The sequence below is a fragment of the Stutzerimonas balearica DSM 6083 genome, assembly GCF_000818015.1.
In the GTDB taxonomy this organism is placed as follows: domain Bacteria; phylum Pseudomonadota; class Gammaproteobacteria; order Pseudomonadales; family Pseudomonadaceae; genus Stutzerimonas; species Stutzerimonas balearica.
Genome location: NZ_CP007511.1, coordinates 1,040,001 through 1,057,394, shown reverse-complemented (window position 1 = coordinate 1,057,394; position 17,394 = coordinate 1,040,001). Strand labels below are relative to the sequence as shown.

Annotated in this window: 11 protein-coding genes and 2 rRNA genes (1 of these 13 cut by a window edge); 3 read left to right on the top strand and 10 right to left on the bottom strand. The window is 62.5% G+C overall.

Features of this window, described 5'->3' with window-relative positions; translation table 11 throughout:
- Positions 1-306 precede the first annotated feature (306 nt).
- The 5 genes from rimI to CL52_RS04760 form a co-directional block, all read right to left on the bottom strand.
- Complete coding sequence (rimI, locus tag CL52_RS04780; protein ID WP_043218846.1) at positions 307-759, bottom strand: ribosomal protein S18-alanine N-acetyltransferase; 453 nt, start codon at positions 757-759, stop codon at positions 307-309.
- Positions 752-1,552, bottom strand: coding sequence for a hypothetical protein (locus CL52_RS04775; protein WP_043218844.1), 801 nt, complete (start codon positions 1,550-1,552; stop codon positions 752-754). Before CL52_RS04775 ends, rimI begins: the two co-directional genes overlap by 8 nt.
- Positions 1,549-3,093 carry a 2-isopropylmalate synthase gene (locus CL52_RS04770; RefSeq protein ID WP_043218841.1) on the bottom strand — a complete coding sequence of 515 codons (1,545 nt, stop codon included), beginning with the start codon at positions 3,091-3,093 and terminating at the stop codon, positions 1,549-1,551. Before CL52_RS04770 ends, CL52_RS04775 begins: the two co-directional genes overlap by 4 nt.
- Before the next feature lie 316 nt (positions 3,094-3,409).
- On the bottom strand, positions 3,410-4,648 hold the full coding sequence (locus tag CL52_RS04765) for a saccharopine dehydrogenase family protein (protein WP_043218840.1): 1,239 nt from the start codon (positions 4,646-4,648) through the stop codon (positions 3,410-3,412).
- A gap of 29 nt (positions 4,649-4,677) precedes the next feature.
- Positions 4,678-5,775: a carboxynorspermidine decarboxylase gene (locus CL52_RS04760; RefSeq protein WP_043218838.1), complete on the bottom strand. Its 1,098-nt coding sequence runs from the start codon at positions 5,773-5,775 to the stop codon at positions 4,678-4,680.
- Between the two features lie 294 nt (positions 5,776-6,069).
- Here CL52_RS04760 and mksB point away from each other — a divergent pair, with 294 nt between their 5' ends.
- The 3 genes from mksB to mksF all read left to right on the top strand — a co-directional run bounded on the left by mksB (position 6,070) and on the right by mksF (position 11,015).
- Positions 6,070-7,311: an Mks condensin complex protein MksB gene (gene mksB, locus CL52_RS04755; RefSeq protein WP_162483749.1), complete on the top strand. Its 1,242-nt coding sequence runs from the start codon at positions 6,070-6,072 to the stop codon at positions 7,309-7,311.
- 183 nt (positions 7,312-7,494) lie between these two features.
- A complete protein-coding gene (mksE, locus tag CL52_RS04750; RefSeq protein WP_043218834.1) occupies positions 7,495-8,184 on the top strand; it encodes an Mks condensin complex protein MksE in 690 nt (229 codons plus the stop codon).
- Positions 8,181-11,015 (top strand): Mks condensin complex protein MksF, encoded by a 2,835-nt coding sequence (gene mksF / locus CL52_RS04745; RefSeq protein ID WP_043218830.1) that lies wholly within the window; start codon positions 8,181-8,183, stop codon positions 11,013-11,015. The genes mksE and mksF overlap by 4 nt, the downstream gene beginning before the upstream one ends.
- 87 nt (positions 11,016-11,102) lie before the next feature.
- Here mksF and CL52_RS04740 read toward each other — a convergent pair whose 3' ends face one another.
- From CL52_RS04740 to CL52_RS04720, 5 genes are all read right to left on the bottom strand, one after another.
- The gene (locus CL52_RS04740) at positions 11,103-13,415 is read right to left on the bottom strand and encodes a PqiB family protein (protein WP_043218828.1); all 2,313 of its coding nucleotides are present in this window, start codon (positions 13,413-13,415) and stop codon (positions 11,103-11,105) included.
- On the bottom strand, positions 13,412-14,029 hold the full coding sequence (locus tag CL52_RS04735; protein ID WP_043218825.1) for a paraquat-inducible protein A: 618 nt from the start codon (positions 14,027-14,029) through the stop codon (positions 13,412-13,414). Before CL52_RS04735 ends, CL52_RS04740 begins: the two co-directional genes overlap by 4 nt.
- Complete coding sequence (locus tag CL52_RS04730; RefSeq protein ID WP_043218823.1) at positions 14,016-14,669, bottom strand: paraquat-inducible protein A; 654 nt, start codon at positions 14,667-14,669, stop codon at positions 14,016-14,018. Before CL52_RS04730 ends, CL52_RS04735 begins: the two co-directional genes overlap by 14 nt.
- 177 nt (positions 14,670-14,846) lie before the next feature.
- Positions 14,847-14,962: ribosomal RNA gene (rrf, locus tag CL52_RS04725) — 5S ribosomal RNA — on the bottom strand.
- A 135-nt stretch (positions 14,963-15,097) separates the two neighbouring features.
- Positions 15,098-17,394 (bottom strand): 23S ribosomal RNA (locus CL52_RS04720); it runs 594 nt beyond the window's last position.

The following is a 17,394-nucleotide window of genomic DNA, read 5'->3' as shown; positions in this document are numbered from 1 at the left end:
GAAGCACGGTGGATCGGTGAAGCGTGATCCAACCTACGAGGCCGGCCACAGCTTGAGATCGGGAACCGCGAGAGGTGGAGCCCGCTAGTTTCCAGCCCAAGCGCCGCAGTCTCGGGCCGCGCAGCAATCAGTCCAGGGGGCGTAGGGTGGATGTCGATTTTTACATCCACCTTCCCCGAAGCACGGTGGATCGGTGAAGCGTGATCCACCCTACACTGGCAGTTGTAGGGTCGGCTTTAGCCCACCGGGGAACGCCGCCTCATGGGCCAGCGGACTGAGCCACCGTCCGCCGGGCGGAACACGCCATCAATCCAGCAGCGTACAGGCCATGACCAGGGCGTCTTCGCGCCCATCGGCCGCCGGGTAATAGCCGCGCCGACGGCCAACCTCGTTGAAACCGTAGCGTTCGTAAAGACGATAGGCCGCGACATTGCTCTCGCGCACCTCGAGGAAGCACTCGCGCCCGCCCCGCGCCTGGGCGCGCGCCATCAAGTGCTCGAGCAGGCGCAGCCCCAGACCGCGCCCCTGGCTTTGCGGTTTGACGGTGATGTTGAGCAGGTGCGCCTCGTCGAGGATCACGTTGATCACACCGTGCCCGACCTGCTGCTCGCCCTCGAACATCACCCAGCACTCGTAGGCGCTCAGCGCGTCGGTGAAGATGCCGCGGGTCCAGGGGTGGCTGAAGGCGGCGTATTCGATTTTCAGCACCGCGTCGAGATCCGCCGCGGTCATCGGGCGGAAATTGATGGTTTCACTCATGGGACTGCCCAGCACCTATCGTCCAGCGCGCCTTGCTGCGGCGCAGGGCGCGCCACAGCTGCGCCTTGCTCGCCGGTTCTTCAATCAGCTGTTCGAGCCCGGGCAGCGCCAGCGCCTGCCCGATCCCCTCGATCGCCAGTTCACGATACAAGGCCGTGTCATCCACCTCGCCGGCGTAGCGCAACGCCGGCAGCCCGACGAGCCATATGCAGTCACAGCCCATCTGCTCGAGCTCGCCCATCAGCACACCCTGCACGTAGTCGCGCGCGGCAGCCCCGCCCTGGTCAAGGCTGCCACGGTGCAGCAGCGGCCAGCGGATCGGCTCACCGTCACCGACCTGCTGCGGGCTGTCGGGCAGTTGCGCCGCACGCAGCAGGTCCTTGAGCAGGATGTAGGCTGGGTCACGGCTCTGAAAGGGTTCGCCGGTAGGCAGTTCGATCAGCAGCAGCACATTACCGGCGCGCAGCAACTGCAAGGCAAAGCGTGGCGGTGGTTCGACGGCCCTGGCCGGCTCGACCGTGCTCGCTTCCACCTCTGCCACCACCGCTGGCGCCGCCTGCTTCGGCTCGGGCATGGCGATGCGCGGGCGGGGCGGCTGCGGCGCGGCGGGCGGAGGCACGAGTGGCTTGACCTGCTCGACGATTTCCGGCTCCGCAACCGCCGGCTCTGGCTCGGCAGGCAAACGCAGCAGCTCGGCACGCGAAGGCGCCGCGAAGGGCAGTTCTGTGCGCGGCAGCCAGACAGCGACCTGCATGGCGTCGAGGTAGGCCCGACGCCGGGTTTCGGCGATCAAACCCCTTCCACCTGCGGATGCGCCTTGGCGCCGACCTGCATCAGGTTGAGCGCGTTGAGATACGCCTTGGCCGAGGCGACGACGATGTCGGTATCGGCACCGTTGCCGTTGACGATGCGCCCGCCCTTCTCCAGCCGCACGGTCACCTCGCCCTGGGAATCGGTGCCCTGGGTGATGGCGTTGACCGAATACAGCTGCAGCGTGGCACCGGAGCCGGCGATGGCCTCGATGGCCTTGAAGGTAGCGTCCACCGGGCCGGAGCCTTCGGCCTCGGCGCTGCGCTCCGCGCCATCGACGCTGAGCACCAGTTTCGCTTCGGGGGTGGTCCCGGTCTTGCTGGCGACTTCCAGGCTGCTCAGCTTGAAGTGCTCCGGCGCCTCGTCGGCGAGGGTGTCGGAGACCAGCGCCTGCAGGTCTTCGTCGAAGATTTCGTGCTTCTTGTCCGCCAGTTCCTTGAAGCGGGCGAAGGCAGCGTTCAGCTCCTCGCCCTCCAGGGCGATGCCGAGTTCCTCCAGGCGCGAACGGAACGCGGCACGGCCGGAGTGCTTGCCCATGACCATCTTGTTGGCGTTCCAGCCCACCGACTGCGCGGACATGATCTCGTAGGTCTCGCGGTGCTTGAGCACGCCGTCCTGGTGGATGCCCGACTCGTGGGCGAAGGCGTTGGCGCCGACGATGGCCTTGTTCGGCTGCACCGGAAAACCGGTGATGCCCGAAACCAGGCGCGAAGCGGCGAGGATGTGCTCGGTCTCGATGCGGGTATGCACGCCGAGCAGGTCCTGACGGGTCTTGATCGCCATGACGATCTCTTCCAGCGCGGCATTGCCGGCACGCTCGCCGAGGCCGTTGATGGTGCATTCCACCTGGCGCGCACCAGCCACCACCGCGGCCAGGGAGTTGGCTACGGCCAGACCGAGGTCGTTATGGCAATGCACGGAGAACACCGCCTTGTCGGCATTGGGGATGCGCTCGAGCAGCTGGCGGATGGTGTCGGCGTACTGGTGCGGAATCGCATAGCCGACGGTGTCCGGGATATTGATGGTGCGTGCGCCGGCGTCGATGGCAGCCTCGATGATTCGGCAGAGGAAATCGATCTCCGAGCGCCCGGCGTCCTCACAGGAAAACTCCACGTCGGCGCACAGGCTGCGTGCCTTCTTCACCGCGCGCACGGCCTGCTCGACCACCTGGTCCGGCTGCATGCGCAGTTTGTACTGCATGTGGATCGGGCTGGTGGCGATAAAGGTGTGGATGCGCCCGGAGTTGGCGCCGGCCAGCGCTTCGGCAGCGCGTTCGATGTCGGCATCGACGGCGCGCGCCAGGCTGCACACGGTGCTGTCCTTGATGTTGTCGGCGACCAGCTTCACCGCGGCGAAATCGCCGGGGCTGGCGATGGCGAAGCCTGCCTCGATCACGTCTACCTTCAGCCGCTCCAGCGCCCGGGCGATGCGCAGCTTTTCCTCACCGGTCATGGACGCGCCGGGGCTCTGCTCGCCGTCGCGCAGGGTGGTGTCGAAGATGATGACGCGATCGTTGCTGCTCATAGGACTGTCCTCACGGCTGCCAGGCGCCTCTGACAGGGCGCTGTAGTGGGCGGATTGTCGCGTGAAATGGACGGGGCGGGAAGGCGCAGCTGCGTTTGGCTTGGGTTGTCGTCGCGTAGGGTGGAAAACGCCGAAGGCTTTTCCTCCGCGGGGGAACGCTGGTGGAAAACGCTTCGCGGTTTTCCACCCTACGAAGGCCAGCCCAACGTAGGGTGGATGTCGCTTTTTACATCCACCGCTGCGCCGCGGACAAAGTAAAAGGCCCCGCTACCAGAGCAGCGGGGCCTTTCGTTCTCACGTGCAGCTCGTAGCTGGGTTACTGATCCCAGGGACGATCGCCATGCTCGTCCTTGATGCGAGTGGGCAGGCCCATCACATCGAGCAGCTTGAGGAACGGCTGCGCCGGCAGCTCTTCGACGTTGACCATGCGCCTTGCATCCCACTCGCCACGGGCGATCAGCAGCGCGGCGGCGACCGGCGGCACGCCGGCGGTGTAGGAGATGCCCTGGCTGTCCGTCTCGGCGTAGGCCTCTTCGTGGTCGGCCACGTTGTAGATGAACAGCTCGCGCGGCTGGCCATCCTTGGTGCCCTTGACCAGGTCGCCGATGCAGGTCTTGCCGGTGTAGCCCGGCGCCAGCGAGGCGGGATCAGGCAGCACGGCCTTGACCACCTTGAGCGGGACCACTTCCAGGCCTTCGGCGGTGCGCACCGGCTGCTCGGAGAGCAGGCCGAGGTTCTTCAGCACGGTGAAGACGTTGATGTAATGCTCGCCGAAGCTCATCCAGAAACGGATGTTCGGCACGTCGAGGTGCTTGGAAAGCGAGTGCACCTCGTCATGACCGGTCAGGTAGAGGCTCTGTTCGCCCACGACCGGCAGGTCGTCGGTGCGTTTGACCTCGAACATGCGGTTGGTCGTCCACTGGCTGTTCTGCCAGCTGTAAACCTGACCGGTGAATTCGCGGAAATTGATTTCCGGGTCGAAATTGGTGGCGAAATACTTGCCGTGCGAACCGGCGTTGACGTCGAGGATGTCGATCGACTCGATCTTGTCGAAGTATTCCTGCTGAGCCAGGGCGGCATAGGCGTTGACTACGCCCGGGTCGAAGCCGGCACCGAGGATGGCGGTGATGCCCTTTTCCTGGCATTCGGCCAGGTGCTTCCACTCGTAGTTGCCGTACCACGGCGGCGTTTCGCAGATCTTGCCCGGCTCTTCGTGGATTGCGGTATCGAGATATGCGGCGCCGGTGTCGATGCAGGCGCGCAGCACGGACATGTTGAGGAAGGCAGAGCCGACATTGATGACGATCCGCGATTCGGTTTCACGAATCAGTGCCTTGGTCGCTTCCACGTCCATGGCGTCCAGCGCATAGGCCTTGATCTCGCCGGGCTGTTTGAGCCCGCCCTTGGCCTGCACGCTGTCGATGATGGCCTGGCATTTGGAGATGCTGCGCGACGCGATAGCAATACGACCGAGTTCGTCGTTGTGCTGCGCGCACTTGTGGGCCACCACCTTGGCAACACCTCCTGCACCAATGATAAGAACGTTTTTCTTCAATTCCGGGATCACTCCTTAATCTGCCGGCCTCAGGAGAGGCTGGACAGGTAGTCGTTAAAGTCGAACTCACGAACCACCTCGACGCTGCCGTCGAGCTGCTTTACCACGATGGACGGCATTTTCAGGCCGTTGAACCAGTTTTTCTTGACCATGGTGTAGCCTGCCGCGTCGATGAACGACAGCCGATCGCCGATGGCCAGCGGGCGATCGAATTGGTACTCGCCAAAGATGTCGCCGGCCAGGCAGCTCTTTCCGCACACCATGTAGCTGTGCTCGCCGTCGTTGGGCGCCATCTTGGCGTTGAGGCGGTAGATCAGCAGGTCGAGCATGTGCGCTTCGATCGAGCTGTCGACCACCGCGAGATTCTTGCCGTTGTACAGGGTGTCGAGCACCGTGACTTCCAGCGAGGCGCTCATGGTGATCGCCGCCTCGCCGGGCTCCAGGTAGACCTGCACGCCGAACTTTTCCGAGAACGCCTTCAGCCGCGCACAGAAGGCATCCAGCGGATAGCCTTCGCCGGTGAAGTGGATGCCACCGCCGAGGCTGACCCACTCGACCTGTTGCAGCAGATGACCGAAGCGCTCCTCGATGGTGGTCAGCATCTGGTCGAACAGCTCGAAGCTCGAGTTCTCGCAGTTGTTGTGGAACATGAAGCCACTGATCTTGCCGATCACCGCCTCGATCTTCGCCGGGTCGTGCTCGCCCAGGCGACTGAACGGCCGCGCCGGGTCGGCCAGCAGATAGTCCGAGCTGCTCACCTGCGGATTGACGCGCAGGCCGCGGATGGTGCCCTCGGTGCGTTCAGCAAAGCGCTCCAGCTGGCCGATGGAGTTGAAGATGATCTTGTCGCAGTTGGCGACCATCTCTTCGATCTCGTCGTCGGCCCAGGCCACGCTGTAGGCGTGGGTCTCGCCGGCGAACTTCTGCCGGCCGAGCTTGAGCTCATACAGCGATGACGAAGTGGTGCCGTCCATGTACTGCTGCATGAGGTCGAACACCGACCAGGTGGCGAAGCACTTGAGTGCCAGCAGCGCCTTGGCGCCGGACTGCTCACGCACGTAGGCGATCTTCTCGAGATTGCCCAGGAGCTTCTGTTTGTCGATGAGGTAATACGGCGTCTTGATCATCTGTTCGTGCCCCGAGGGAGTTGCCGGCTGAACCGGCAGCCCGCATTCGCAAAAAGGGCGAATTGTGCCGTTAACCGACGGAGATCGAAATAGCACTTCGACACTTCGTCATCTTTGGTGACGTTCGGCGCGCTCTGCCAGCCCGCCGACCCCGGCCAGCCTAACCTGGCGGTGATGACGCAAAGGTGACCTTCGCGACGCGCTTGGGCAAAACGCCCGATTGTCTGCCCAGCCATCACAGGGGTGTCGATGCAGTACAATCGGCGCTTTTTCATTGGCTGGACTGGCGCCACGATGATCGAACCCAAGCGCGTACTGCGTGCCCTCGCCGAACACTGGACGTTGCTCGAGCCGCTGTGCGAGCGTTTCGACGCCGGCACCCTGAGCCTGGTGGAGTTGCGCCATCAGCTCGCCGCACAGCTGCCCGAAGGCACGCCCACCGACATCACCGCCCTGCTCGACCAGTGGATCCGCCTGGACATCCTGGTGCCGGTGGCCAAGAGCCCCAATCGCTTCGAGCTGAACGCGCAGATCCACGACTTTCTCGCCTACCTGCGCCGCGAACACCGCCTCGGCCTGTGCCTGGAAATCGAAGCCTACCTGCGCCACCTCGAGCGCCTGGCCGGGCATATCCTCGATGCCTTCGAGATTCGCGACGGCAACGACCTGGCGCGCCAGCTGCGCCTGCTCGACATGCGCGTGCGCGATGTATTGAAGAAGCTCGACAATGACGAGCAGGCGCTGGTCGCCGTGGCCGACCGGGCCAAGACCAGCGACCGCCAGATCCCGCTGCGCCAGCGCTATGCCGAGGTGCTGGCGACCTGGGACGAGTACGTCGAGCCGATGATCCAGCTGGTTTCCGCCGACGGCGCCTTCGAGCAGGGCGTGCACCGCGTCGAGCAGGTGCTGATGAAGCTGCTCGGCGAACAGCAGCGCCTCGGCCAGCTGGTCGATGACGACCTCCTGCTGCGCACTCATGCCCGCATCCTGGAAATGCAGACCACCGCCCAGCTGACCCTGCGCAAGGCCCGCGAGCTCTTGCTGCCGCTACGCGAGGAAGCGCGTCGGCACAACGCCGTGACCCGCGGCGCAGCGCTGGCACTGTCGGCTATCCGCAAGAAGGGCCTGGACGCCGTACCACAGGCCTCGCTGCCGCTGTTCACCCGTCCCCAGAGCACCTTTCTCGGCACTGCCAGCCAGGTCGAGGCCTACGTCTACGCCCTGGCCCGCTTCGAGCCGAAACCGGCGCAGTTCCCGCGGGCCAGCGGCAAGCGCAAGGGCGAGCAGCCGCGCGCGCCGCGCACCGCCCGCGAAATGGTCGAGCGCTGCCAGCAGGCGCTGCCGCTGCCGGACCTGATGGCCTGGCTGCTGGAACAGGAACCCGAGGGCGCCACCGACGAGCTGCTCTACTGGTTCTCGCGCCTGTCCCGCGACAGCCGCTTCCAGCGCGATCGCCTGGAACGTCGCGAGTACCTGACCCGCGAACACCGGGTCAGCCTCAGCTCCTTTGCGCTGGTGGCCAATGCCAATGATTGAGCTATTCGACCGGCCGGAGGGATCGTCCGGTGGAAAAGGCTTCGCCGTTTTCCACCCTACGCCCACCCCTCTCGCGAAACCCGCCGTGGATTGGACAACGCGAAGCTTGTCCACCTTTGCCAACGCCAAACTTACCAGTGGAAAAGGCTTCGCCGTTTTCCACGCTACGACAGAGCCACATCTATGAACATCGACCTCAAGGAAATGACCCAGCTGGCGCCGATCTTCCGCGAGCTGTTCAAGGGCTATCACCTGTCGCGCAGCGAGCCGGAGCCCTACGCGCAGCTGTCGAACATGCAGGATCAGTACCGCGCACTGTTCAAGGCGCTCGGCTTCGAGCTGGTCTGCGATCCGCGCGGCTTCTACTACTTCGTCCCCGAGCAGATGGGCGCGCAGGTGAACAAGACCGCCCAGCGCCTGGCGCTGTTCACCTTCATCCTCGTCGAGCACCTGGCCGACCAGGGCCGCGACCCGCTGGCCGTGCTCGACGGTGGCAGCCTCGGTCGCGATGAACTGCCGGCGTTGCTGGACAAGTACCGCGACCTGTTCCTGCAGGCCGAAGTCACCACCCAGGAAGAACTGGAAGAAAAGGTCATCCGCCGCCTGACGCAGCTGGGCTTCGCCGAGGACAGCAACGGCGTCTACCGCTTCCTGCCGCCGATGCACCGTTTCCTCGACGTCTGCCTGTCGGTGCAGCAGGACCGCGATCTCGCCACCAGCCTGCACAGCAGCGACCTGCCGCTGCCCGCCCCGGAGCTGATCGCCGAGGACGAGGGCGAGGACGACATCATCCTCATCGAGGAAACAGCCGAAGAATCGGAAGAAGAAGCCCTGGCGCGCGCCATCGCCGAAGAAAAGGAGCTTGAAGCATGAGCCAGGAACGCTACGGCATCCGCCGCTTCGCCCTGCTGAACACCGCCGGCTACAGCCTCGGCATCTTTCCGCTGGAAAACCCGCTGTCGGTCTACGGCGCCAACAACCTCGGCAAGTCCGCGTCGATCAACGCGCTGCAGTTCCCGATCCTGGCGCGCATGTCGGACATGAGCTTCGGCAAGTACAGCCTCGAGCAGTCGCGCAAGTTCTACTTCGCCTCGGACACCAGCTACATCCTCGTCGAAGTCATGCTGCCCCACGGCCCGCATGTGATCGGCGTGGCCGGCCGCGGGCCAGGCGGCGGCTTCGGTCATCAGTTCTTCGTCTACCAGGGCTCGCTGGACCTCGACCATTACCAGCAGAACGGCACCTGCCTGCGCCAGCGCGAGCTGTTCGCCAACCTCGAACGCGCCGGCATCAAGGCCTACGAGGCCAAGCCGGATGAGCTGCGCCGGCTACTGGTCGGCGGGCATACCTCGATCCCGCTGGACATGACGCTGATCCCGCTGCGCTCGACCAGCGAGCAGAGCCTGAAGACCTTCCGCGCACTGTTCATCAACCTGCTGCATATGCGCGAGATCACCGCAGCGAAATTGAAGCAGCTGTTCCTCGATGCCTTCGAGCACAGCCTGCGCTCAGGCAGCGTCGACTATATCGCCGCCACCGAAGAAGCCTTCCGCGACGTGCGCCGCATGGAGCAGGACTACCAGGCGCTGGTCGCCGCCGGCCCGCTGGTCGAGGCGCTGGCCGCCGGTGTCGCCCAGCGCGAGCTGCTGCGCGGCAAGCTGCATCGCCTGTCGCCGCTACTCGACAACCTGCTCGGCACCTGGCACGACTACGCCGATGCACGCAAGGAAGAGCTGGTGATCCAGGCCGAGCACTATCGCCGCGAGCAGGACGGCCTGCAGAACGAACAGCGCGGTTCGACCGGCGAGCTGATGCGCCTGGAGCGCGAGATCAGCGAAATCCAGCGCTGGCTGGGCGAGCTGGCGGTGCTGAAGAACCGCTTTGCCCTGATCGAGGACGCCCATGTGTTGGAGCAGCAGCTGCTCGCCGCCAAGGACGCCCACGACGAGCTGGCCGGTGCGCTGGCGCAGTCCCGTCAGTTCTCCAGCGAGGACCTGGACGAGCGCCTGCGTGATCTGGAGAAACGCCTGAAGTCGGTCCGGCAACAGCTCGACCATGCCGACAACAACAGCTACTCGCGTCTGCGCGAGGAGTTCTCCCAGGCCGATGTGGATCGCCTGATGCGCCTGTTCAATGGCCAGCTGTTCAGCCTGCCGCTGGGTGAAAAAGGCATCAGCGCCGAGGGCGACGACTGGGTCAAGGCCGTGGAAGCGGTGCTGGATCGTTTCAAGGGCGACACCTTCTCGGTGCCGGGCCTGTCCATCGACCTCTCGCATATCGAGCCACCGGCGCTGCAGGCCCTGGCCGACCGTGCCGCCCTGCGCGACCAGAAGGATCGCCTGGAGCGCGAACTCAAGCAGCTCAAGACCCAGCATGCGGTGGCCGTCGACCGCGCGGCGAGCAAGGCCCAGGCCGAGGCGCTGTATCAGGCCGTGCTGGATGCGCAGAAAGCGCTGGAAGACTTCCGCCGCAGCCAGACCCTGGCCGCCGAGGAGCCGGCGAAGCTGGAACAGCTGGCCCAGGCCGAGGCCGCCCAGGAAGAACTCAAGCGCACCAGTGACGCCTTCGCCGAGCGCGTACAGCACCTGTCCGCCAAGCTGCAGCTGGTCGGCCGTCAGCTGGCGGATCTGGAAGCCAAGGAGCGGACGCTGGAAGACGCTCTGCGGCGTCGCCAGCTGCTACCAGCGGATCTGCCGTTTGGTACGCCTTACATGGACCCGGTGGACGACTCGCTGGACAACCTGCTGCCGCTGCTCAACGACTACCAAGACAGCTGGCAGGCGCTGCAGCGCGTCGACGGTCAGATCGAGGCGCTGTATGCCCAGGTGCGCCTGAAGGGCGTGGCCAAGTTCGACAGCGAGGAAGATCCCGAGCGTCGCCTGCAGCTCTTGGTCAACGCCTACGCCCACCGTCAGGACGAGGCGCTGACCCTGGCCAAGGCCCGCCGTGCCGCGGTCACCGACATCGCCCGGACGCTGCGCAACATCCGCAGCGACTACGAGAGCCTGGAACACCAGCTCGCGCTGTTCAACCGCGAGATCAACAAGCGCCAGGTGTCCAACCTGGCGAGCTTCCGCATCGTGCTGGCGCCGAACAAGGATGCGCTCAAGCACATCGACCAGATCATCCACAGCGCCGGGCAGTACGAGGAAGGCGAGACGCTGTCGGTGTTCGATCTGTCCCAGTCCGCCGATCAGGACGCGAAGAACGAGGAAGCCAAGGAGTACCTGGCTCGGCTGGTGGCGGCGAACAACAACCAGCTGGGCCTGAAGGACCTGTTCGAGCTGGCGTTCGAGATCACCAAGGTCGGCGGCCAGCCGGTGATTCATACCGACATCGACGGTGCGGCGTCCAACGGCACCACCATGACCATCAAGGCGCTGACCAACATGTACCTGTTGCTGCACCTGATGGACCGCGAGCAGGCTGGGCGCATCCGCCTGCCCTACTACCTCGACGAGGCGGCGGACATCGACGAGCGCAACCAGCAGGCGCTGATCGAAACCAGCCTGCAGCTGGGCTTCGTGCCGATCCTCGCGTCGGTGAAGCCGCAGGTCTCGGCCCATGTCGCCATCGACCTTGAGGGCGGCAGCGGGCCGGCCGGCATCTACATCGACGAGGCGGACTGGAAATACATCAGCCGCCGCGAACCGGTCGCTAGCCAGACCACTGCTTCAGCCCAACGGACCGAAGAGCCGGCCTGATCTACCGCAACGAAAAAGGGCCCCGAGGGGCCCTTTTCATGCGTGCGTAGGGTGGGCTTCAGCCCACCAGTAATGATCGGTCGACCGTCACTTGTCGCCGGCGGCTCGCCCCAGTTCGATCTTCGGTGCCCAGCCGAACCACTCGTCCTGCGGCTCCTTGAACAGCGCGAAGGTCTGTCCCGGCAGCGCCCGGCGTCCCATCTGCTCGCCCTCCGGTGTGGCGAAGGCGACGCCGCCCTCGATCAGCGACTCCAGCGAATCAGTGCGCAGGCTGGCGCCCTTGAACAGGCTGAAGTCCATCCCGAAGCCGCTGGTTTCCCAGAAGCGACTCCCGGTACGCACCAGGGGCGCATAACGTGGCTCGATCAACACCTTGATCAGTACCCGATCGGCATTGGCGCCAAGCTCGTAATCCACCACCTCGCCTACCTTAACCTCGCGGTAGGTCACCGCGTTTCCGGGTTTGATCGAGCCCAGACGCGCGGCGCTGAGGGTCAGGAAAAGCCCCTTGGCCGCCTCCGCTCGTGGTGCGTGCTCAAGCGCAGTGAATCGAGTCTGCCTCGGCGCCCCGGCCGCGGCCGGTGCGACTTCCAGATACGGGCCGGTGACCAGCGTCTCCAGGTTGGCCGTGCGCACGATGCCCAGCTCCGGCCGCACCACCCAGAACTGGCTACCCGCACGGGCGATCCGTTCGGCGCCAGTGGTGATCTGCGCCTCTACCACAACCCCGGTCAGATCGTCGGTAAGGGTTACCGATCGCACCGTACCCACCTCCAGGCCCTTGTAACGAACCGGTGTCCCGGCAGCCAGCCCATCGGCACGACGAAGCAGCACCTCGACGGCCTCGCCCTTGGCCAGAGCGGCCTCGCGGTCGGCATGCAGCACGAACCTCGGGATACGCTGCGTCAACGCTGCCTGGGGATCGGGCGTATCGAATGCGATACCGCCTGCGAGCAGGCTCTGCAGCGACTCACTGCGCACCTGAATGCCGGACAGCCCCCCATTCACCGTGACCCCACTGGCGTTCCAGAACCGAGTCGAAGCGTTGACCAGATCAGCGTAGGGCGGCTCGATGTGCACTCCGACGACCACGCTCCGCTTGTCGCGCGAGAACTGGTAACTCTGTACCGACCCTACCTTGACCTGGCGGTAAAGCACCGGGCTGCCGACATCCAGCGAGCCGAGCTGGTCAGCAGTGAGCACCAGATGCAGCCCAGGGGCACGCACATCCAACGGAGGTGCCTTGGCACGCGCCTCGAAGCTGCGCTTCATCGCACCGCCCTTTTCACCGGGGCGCACGGCGATGTAGTTGCCCTTGACCAGTGCTTCCAGGCCAGTGATACCGCCGAGCGAAATGGAAGGCTTGACCACCCAGAACTCGGTGTCCTCCACGAGATAGTCTTCGAGCAGCGGGTCAATGGTAAGCGTGGCCTCGGCACGAGAAAGATCCGGCTCGACAGCGAGTGCCTTCAGCGTGCCCACCTGCATGCCCTTGTAGATCAGGGGAGTCCGCCCGGCCTGCAGCCCCTCGAAATCGGTGAGGGTCAAGGTGGCCTTTATCCCGGCCTGGGCCGCGTCGAAGTCTTCATACAGACGGAAGGGCAGGCTGGGGTCGGTCGGTGGGCTATCCTGCCGATGCTCCGGCGTCGCAAAAGCAATGCCCCCGGCGACGATACTGGCGAGCGACTCGGTACGAAACTTGACCCCAGTCAGCCCCGCATCAACGGTGATTCCGCTGGCGTTCCAGAAACGGGTGTGTTTACGCACCAGGTGAGCAAATTCAGGCTGGATGAACAGCTTTATCTCAACGGTCGAGTTGTCTTGGGCCAATACATAGTTCTTGACCTGTCCAACCTGGATCTGGCGATAAAAGACCGGGCTGCCGCGGTTCAGCGAGCCGAGCCGTTCGGCCTTTAGCGTCAAGTGCAGCCCGGCGCGCGCATCGGGAATTGGCGGTTCCTCCGCCAAGGCGATGAATCGCCGGGCCGGCTCGCCGCTCGCCGGACTGATACCGATATAGTTGCCAGATACAAGCGTCTCCAGGCCGGTGATACCTGCGAGCGTCACGCTCGGCTTCACCAGCCAGAAGCGGGTCTCACTGCGGAGATATTCGCTGACGTCCTTGTGCATCTCGACCTCAGCAACGACATGCTGCTGCGCATCTTGCTGATCGAGGCGCAAGTCACGCACGGTACCGATCGTCATCCCCTTGTAGATCACATGCGTCTTGCCAATCTCGATTCCTTCGGCGCTATCGAAAACGATCTGAATGGCAATGCCTCTCTGCGTATAGGCCTGCCAGGCAAGCCAGCCACCTATTAGCAATGCGATGATCGGCAACACCCAGATAGCCGACCAACTGGATGCCGGGCGCACTTTTGCTGCGGGAAGGTCTGTCATGAGTCGTGTTCCGAATACGAATCCCAGATAAGGCGAGGGTCGAAGGTCACGGCAGCCAGCATCGTCAGAATGACGACGCTGGCGAAAGCCACCGCTCCCAGGCCAGCATCGACGCGGGCCAGGCTACCGAAATTGACGATGGCGACGAGAATGGCGATGACGAAGATATCCAGCATCGACCAGCGCCCAATCCATTCAATGAAGCGAAAGACCAGAATGCGTTGCCGTGCCGACAAACGCTGACGACGCTGCACCGAGAGCAAGAGCATAGCGATGCCGACCAGCTTGAACGTGGGCACGAGGATGCTGGCAACGAAAACCACGGCGGCGATCGGCAGCATTCCATGCTTGGCCAGCGTCACCACGCCAGACATGATGGTGTCTGGCGATCCGCTGCCGAAGGTGCTCACCGTCATGATTGGCAGGAGGTTAGCAGGCAGATAAAGCAAAGCGGCCGTGATCAGCAAAGCCCAAGTCCTGCGGATGCTGTGCGGGCGCCGCAGGTGGATGGTGGCTCCGCAACGCGCGCAATGCTGCGGCCCGTGGTCGGTCCGGGCCACGTTCAACTGGTGACATTCGAGGCAAACCATCAGACCGGCATCAGCGGCGCGCATCAGAGTTCTCCGAAAGGGCCTGCCACACCTGCTGCGGCGACATGACGAGCTCAAGCCAAACCTGGACCAGCAAGAGCGCCACGAAGCAGCCGAGCCCAACCCCTACGCTGAGTTCAGCCATATCACGAAGCTTGATCATGGCGACCAGTATGCCAAGCAGGTAGACCTCGAGCATTCCCCATTCTCGGAGGTGGTGATAAGCCCGATACAGGAACAAGCCGAGACGACGAGCCCGACCGGTTGCCACACTGACCAACACCAGCAACTGGCAAAGCAGTTTCATTAGCGGAACCGCCATGCTGCAAAGGAAAACCAGCGCAGCGACGCCCTGCATTCCGGTGTGGAACAGGCCTAGAACCCCGCTCCAGATCGTATCGGACGTGGTGCGCCCCAGTAGATCCAGCCGCATGATCGGCAGGAAGTTGGCCGGAAAGTACAACAGCAATGCCGTGACAACGAGAGCGAGCCCTGGCCGTACAACGGAACGGCGCAAGCGCAACAGCTCATATCCACAACGGGGGCAGTTCGCGACCTGCCCGTAGACCATCTCTGGCTTGCGCATGAGCAGATCGCACTCGGGACAAGCCACGAGCCGGTCGATGGATAACTCGCGCAAAGCAGAAGGCTGACTCCTCGACATAGGCCCCCAAAGCATGGCTAAGCTTCACAACTTATCATCTGGCCAATAAATCGACGCCGGCGCAACGCCCAGGCCGGAATACATGACCACCGCATAGGCAATGGAGCGCTTTGATTTTCCCGTTGCGCAAAGACAAACCCCCGACCAGCGAGTGCGGGTCGGGGGTTTGGTATAGGTGCTTGACGATGACCTACTCTCACATGGGGAAGCCCCACACTACCATCGGCGATGCGTCGTTTCACTGCTGAGTTCGGGATGGGATCAGGTGGTTCCAACGCTCTATGGTCGTCAAGCAATTCGGTTGCTGTATCGGTGTTGAGTCGTTACAGCGAATTGGGTATGTGATGTCTGGCTTTGCAGTTCAATTCGAATTTTCGGCTGTTGTCGGCTTCGACCGACCCACAATCGTCAGATTGTTTGGGTGTTATATGGTCAAGCCTCACGGGCAATTAGTACAGGTTAGCTCAACGCCTCACAACGCTTACACACCCTGCCTATCAACGTCGTAGTCTTCGACGGCCCTTCAGGGAGCTCGAGGCTCCAGTGAGATCTCATCTTGAGGCAAGTTTCCCGCTTAGATGCTTTCAGCGGTTATCTCTTCCGAACATAGCTACCCGGCAGTGCCACTGGCGTGACAACCGGAACACCAGAGGTTCGTCCACTCCGGTCCTCTCGTACTAGGAGCAGCCCCTCTCAAATCTCAAACGTCCACGGCAGATAGGGACCGAACTGTCTCACGACGTTCTAAACCCAGCTCGCGTACCACTTTAAATGGCGAACAGCCATACCCTTGGGACCGGCTTCAGCCCCAGGATGTGATGAGCCGACATCGAGGTGCCAAACACCGCCGTCGATATGAACTCTTGGGCGGTATCAGCCTGTTATCCCCGGAGTACCTTTTATCCGTTGAGCGATGGCCCTTCCATACAGAACCACCGGATCACTAAGACCTACTTTCGTACCTGCTCGACGTGTCTGTCTCGCAGTCAAGCGCGCTTTTGCCTTTATACTCTGCGACCGATTTCCGACCGGTCTGAGCGCACCTTCGTACTCCTCCGTTACTCTTTAGGAGGAGACCGCCCCAGTCAAACTGCCCACCATACACTGTCCTCGATCCGGATGACGGACCAGAGTTAGAACCTCAAGCATGCCAGGGTGGTATTTCAAGGATGGCTCCACGCGAACTGGCGTCCACGCTTCAAAGCCTCCCACCTATCCTACACAAGCAGGCTCAAAGTCCAGTGCAAAGCTACAGTAAAGGTTCACGGGGTCTTTCCGTCTAGCCGCGGATACACTGCATCTTCACAGCGATTTCAATTTCACTGAGTCTCGGGTGGAGACAGCGCCGCCATCGTTACGCCATTCGTGCAGGTCGGAACTTACCCGACAAGGAATTTCGCTACCTTAGGACCGTTATAGTTACGGCCGCCGTTTACCGGGGCTTCGATCAAGAGCTTCGCTTGCGCTAACCCCATCAATTAACCTTCCGGCACCGGGCAGGCGTCACACCCTATACGTCCACTTTCGTGTTTGCAGAGTGCTGTGTTTTTAATAAACAGTCGCAGCGGCCTGGTATCTTCGACCGGCATGAGCTTACTGAGCAAGTCATTCACCCTCACCGGCGCACCTTCTCCCGAAGTTACGGTGCCATTTTGCCTAGTTCCTTCACCCGAGTTCTCTCAAGCGCCTTGGTATTCTCTACCCGACCACCTGTGTCGGTTTGGGGTACGGTTCCTGATTACCTGAAGCTTAGAGGCTTTTCCTGGAAGCATGGCATCAACCACTTCGCTTTCTAAAAGAAAGCTCGTCATCAGCTCTCGACATTGAGATCCCGGATTTACCTAAGATCCCTGTCTACCGCCTTAAACTTGGACAACCAACGCCAAGCTGGCCTAGCCTTCTCCGTCCCCCCATCGCAGTAACCAGAAGTACGGGAATATTAACCCGTTTCCCATCGACTACGCTTTTCAGCCTCGCCTTAGGGACCGACTCACCCTGCGTCGATTAACGTTGCGCAGGAACCCTTGGTCTTTCGGCGTGCGAGTTTTTCACTCGCATTGTCGTTACTCATGTCAGCATTCGCACTTCTGATACCTCCAGCAAGCTTCTCAACTCACCTTCACAGGCTTACAGAACGCTCCTCTACCGCTCAACTTACGTTGAACCCGTAGCTTCGGTGCATGGTTTGAGCCCCGTTACATCTTCCGCGCAGGCCGACTCGACTAGTGAGCTATTACGCTTTCTTTAAAGGATGGCTGCTTCTAAGCCAACCTCCTAGCTGTCTAAGCCTTCCCACATCGTTTCCCACTTAACCATGACTTTGGGACCTTAGCTGACGGTCTGGGTTGTTTCCCTTTTCACGACGGACGTTAGCACCCGCCGTGTGTCTCCCGTGCTGACACTTGCTGGTATTCGGAGTTTGCATCGGTTTGGTAAGTCGGGATGACCCCCTAGCCGAAACAGTGCTCTACCCCCAGCAGTGATACACGAGGCGCTACCTAAATAGCTTTCGAGGAGAACCAGCTATCTCCGAGCTTGATTAGCCTTTCACTCCGATCCACAGGTCATCCGCTAACTTTTCAACGGTAGTCGGTTCGGTCCTCCAGTCAGTGTTACCTAACCTTCAACCTGCCCATGGATAGATCGCCCGGTTTCGGGTCTATTCCCAGCGACTAGACGCCCTATTAAGACTCGCTTTCGCTACGCCTCCCCTATTCGGTTAAGC

Coding starts and splice junctions, on each gene's coding strand:
- rimI (WP_043218846.1), bottom strand. CDS start 759: ATGAGTGAAACCATCAATTTCCGCCCGATGACCGCGGCGGATCTCGAC.
- CL52_RS04770 (WP_043218841.1), bottom strand. CDS start 3,093: ATGAGCAGCAACGATCGCGTCATCATCTTCGACACCACCCTGCGCGAC.
- CL52_RS04760 (WP_043218838.1), bottom strand. CDS start 5,775: ATGATCAAGACGCCGTATTACCTCATCGACAAACAGAAGCTCCTGGGC.
- mksB (WP_162483749.1), top strand. CDS start 6,070: ATGATCGAACCCAAGCGCGTACTGCGTGCCCTCGCCGAACACTGGACG.
- mksE (WP_043218834.1), top strand. CDS start 7,495: ATGAACATCGACCTCAAGGAAATGACCCAGCTGGCGCCGATCTTCCGC.
- mksF (WP_043218830.1), top strand. CDS start 8,181: ATGAGCCAGGAACGCTACGGCATCCGCCGCTTCGCCCTGCTGAACACC.
- CL52_RS04740 (WP_043218828.1), bottom strand. CDS start 13,415: ATGACAGACCTTCCCGCAGCAAAAGTGCGCCCGGCATCCAGTTGGTCG.
- CL52_RS04735 (WP_043218825.1), bottom strand. CDS start 14,029: ATGCGCGCCGCTGATGCCGGTCTGATGGTTTGCCTCGAATGTCACCAG.
- CL52_RS04730 (WP_043218823.1), bottom strand. CDS start 14,669: ATGTCGAGGAGTCAGCCTTCTGCTTTGCGCGAGTTATCCATCGACCGG.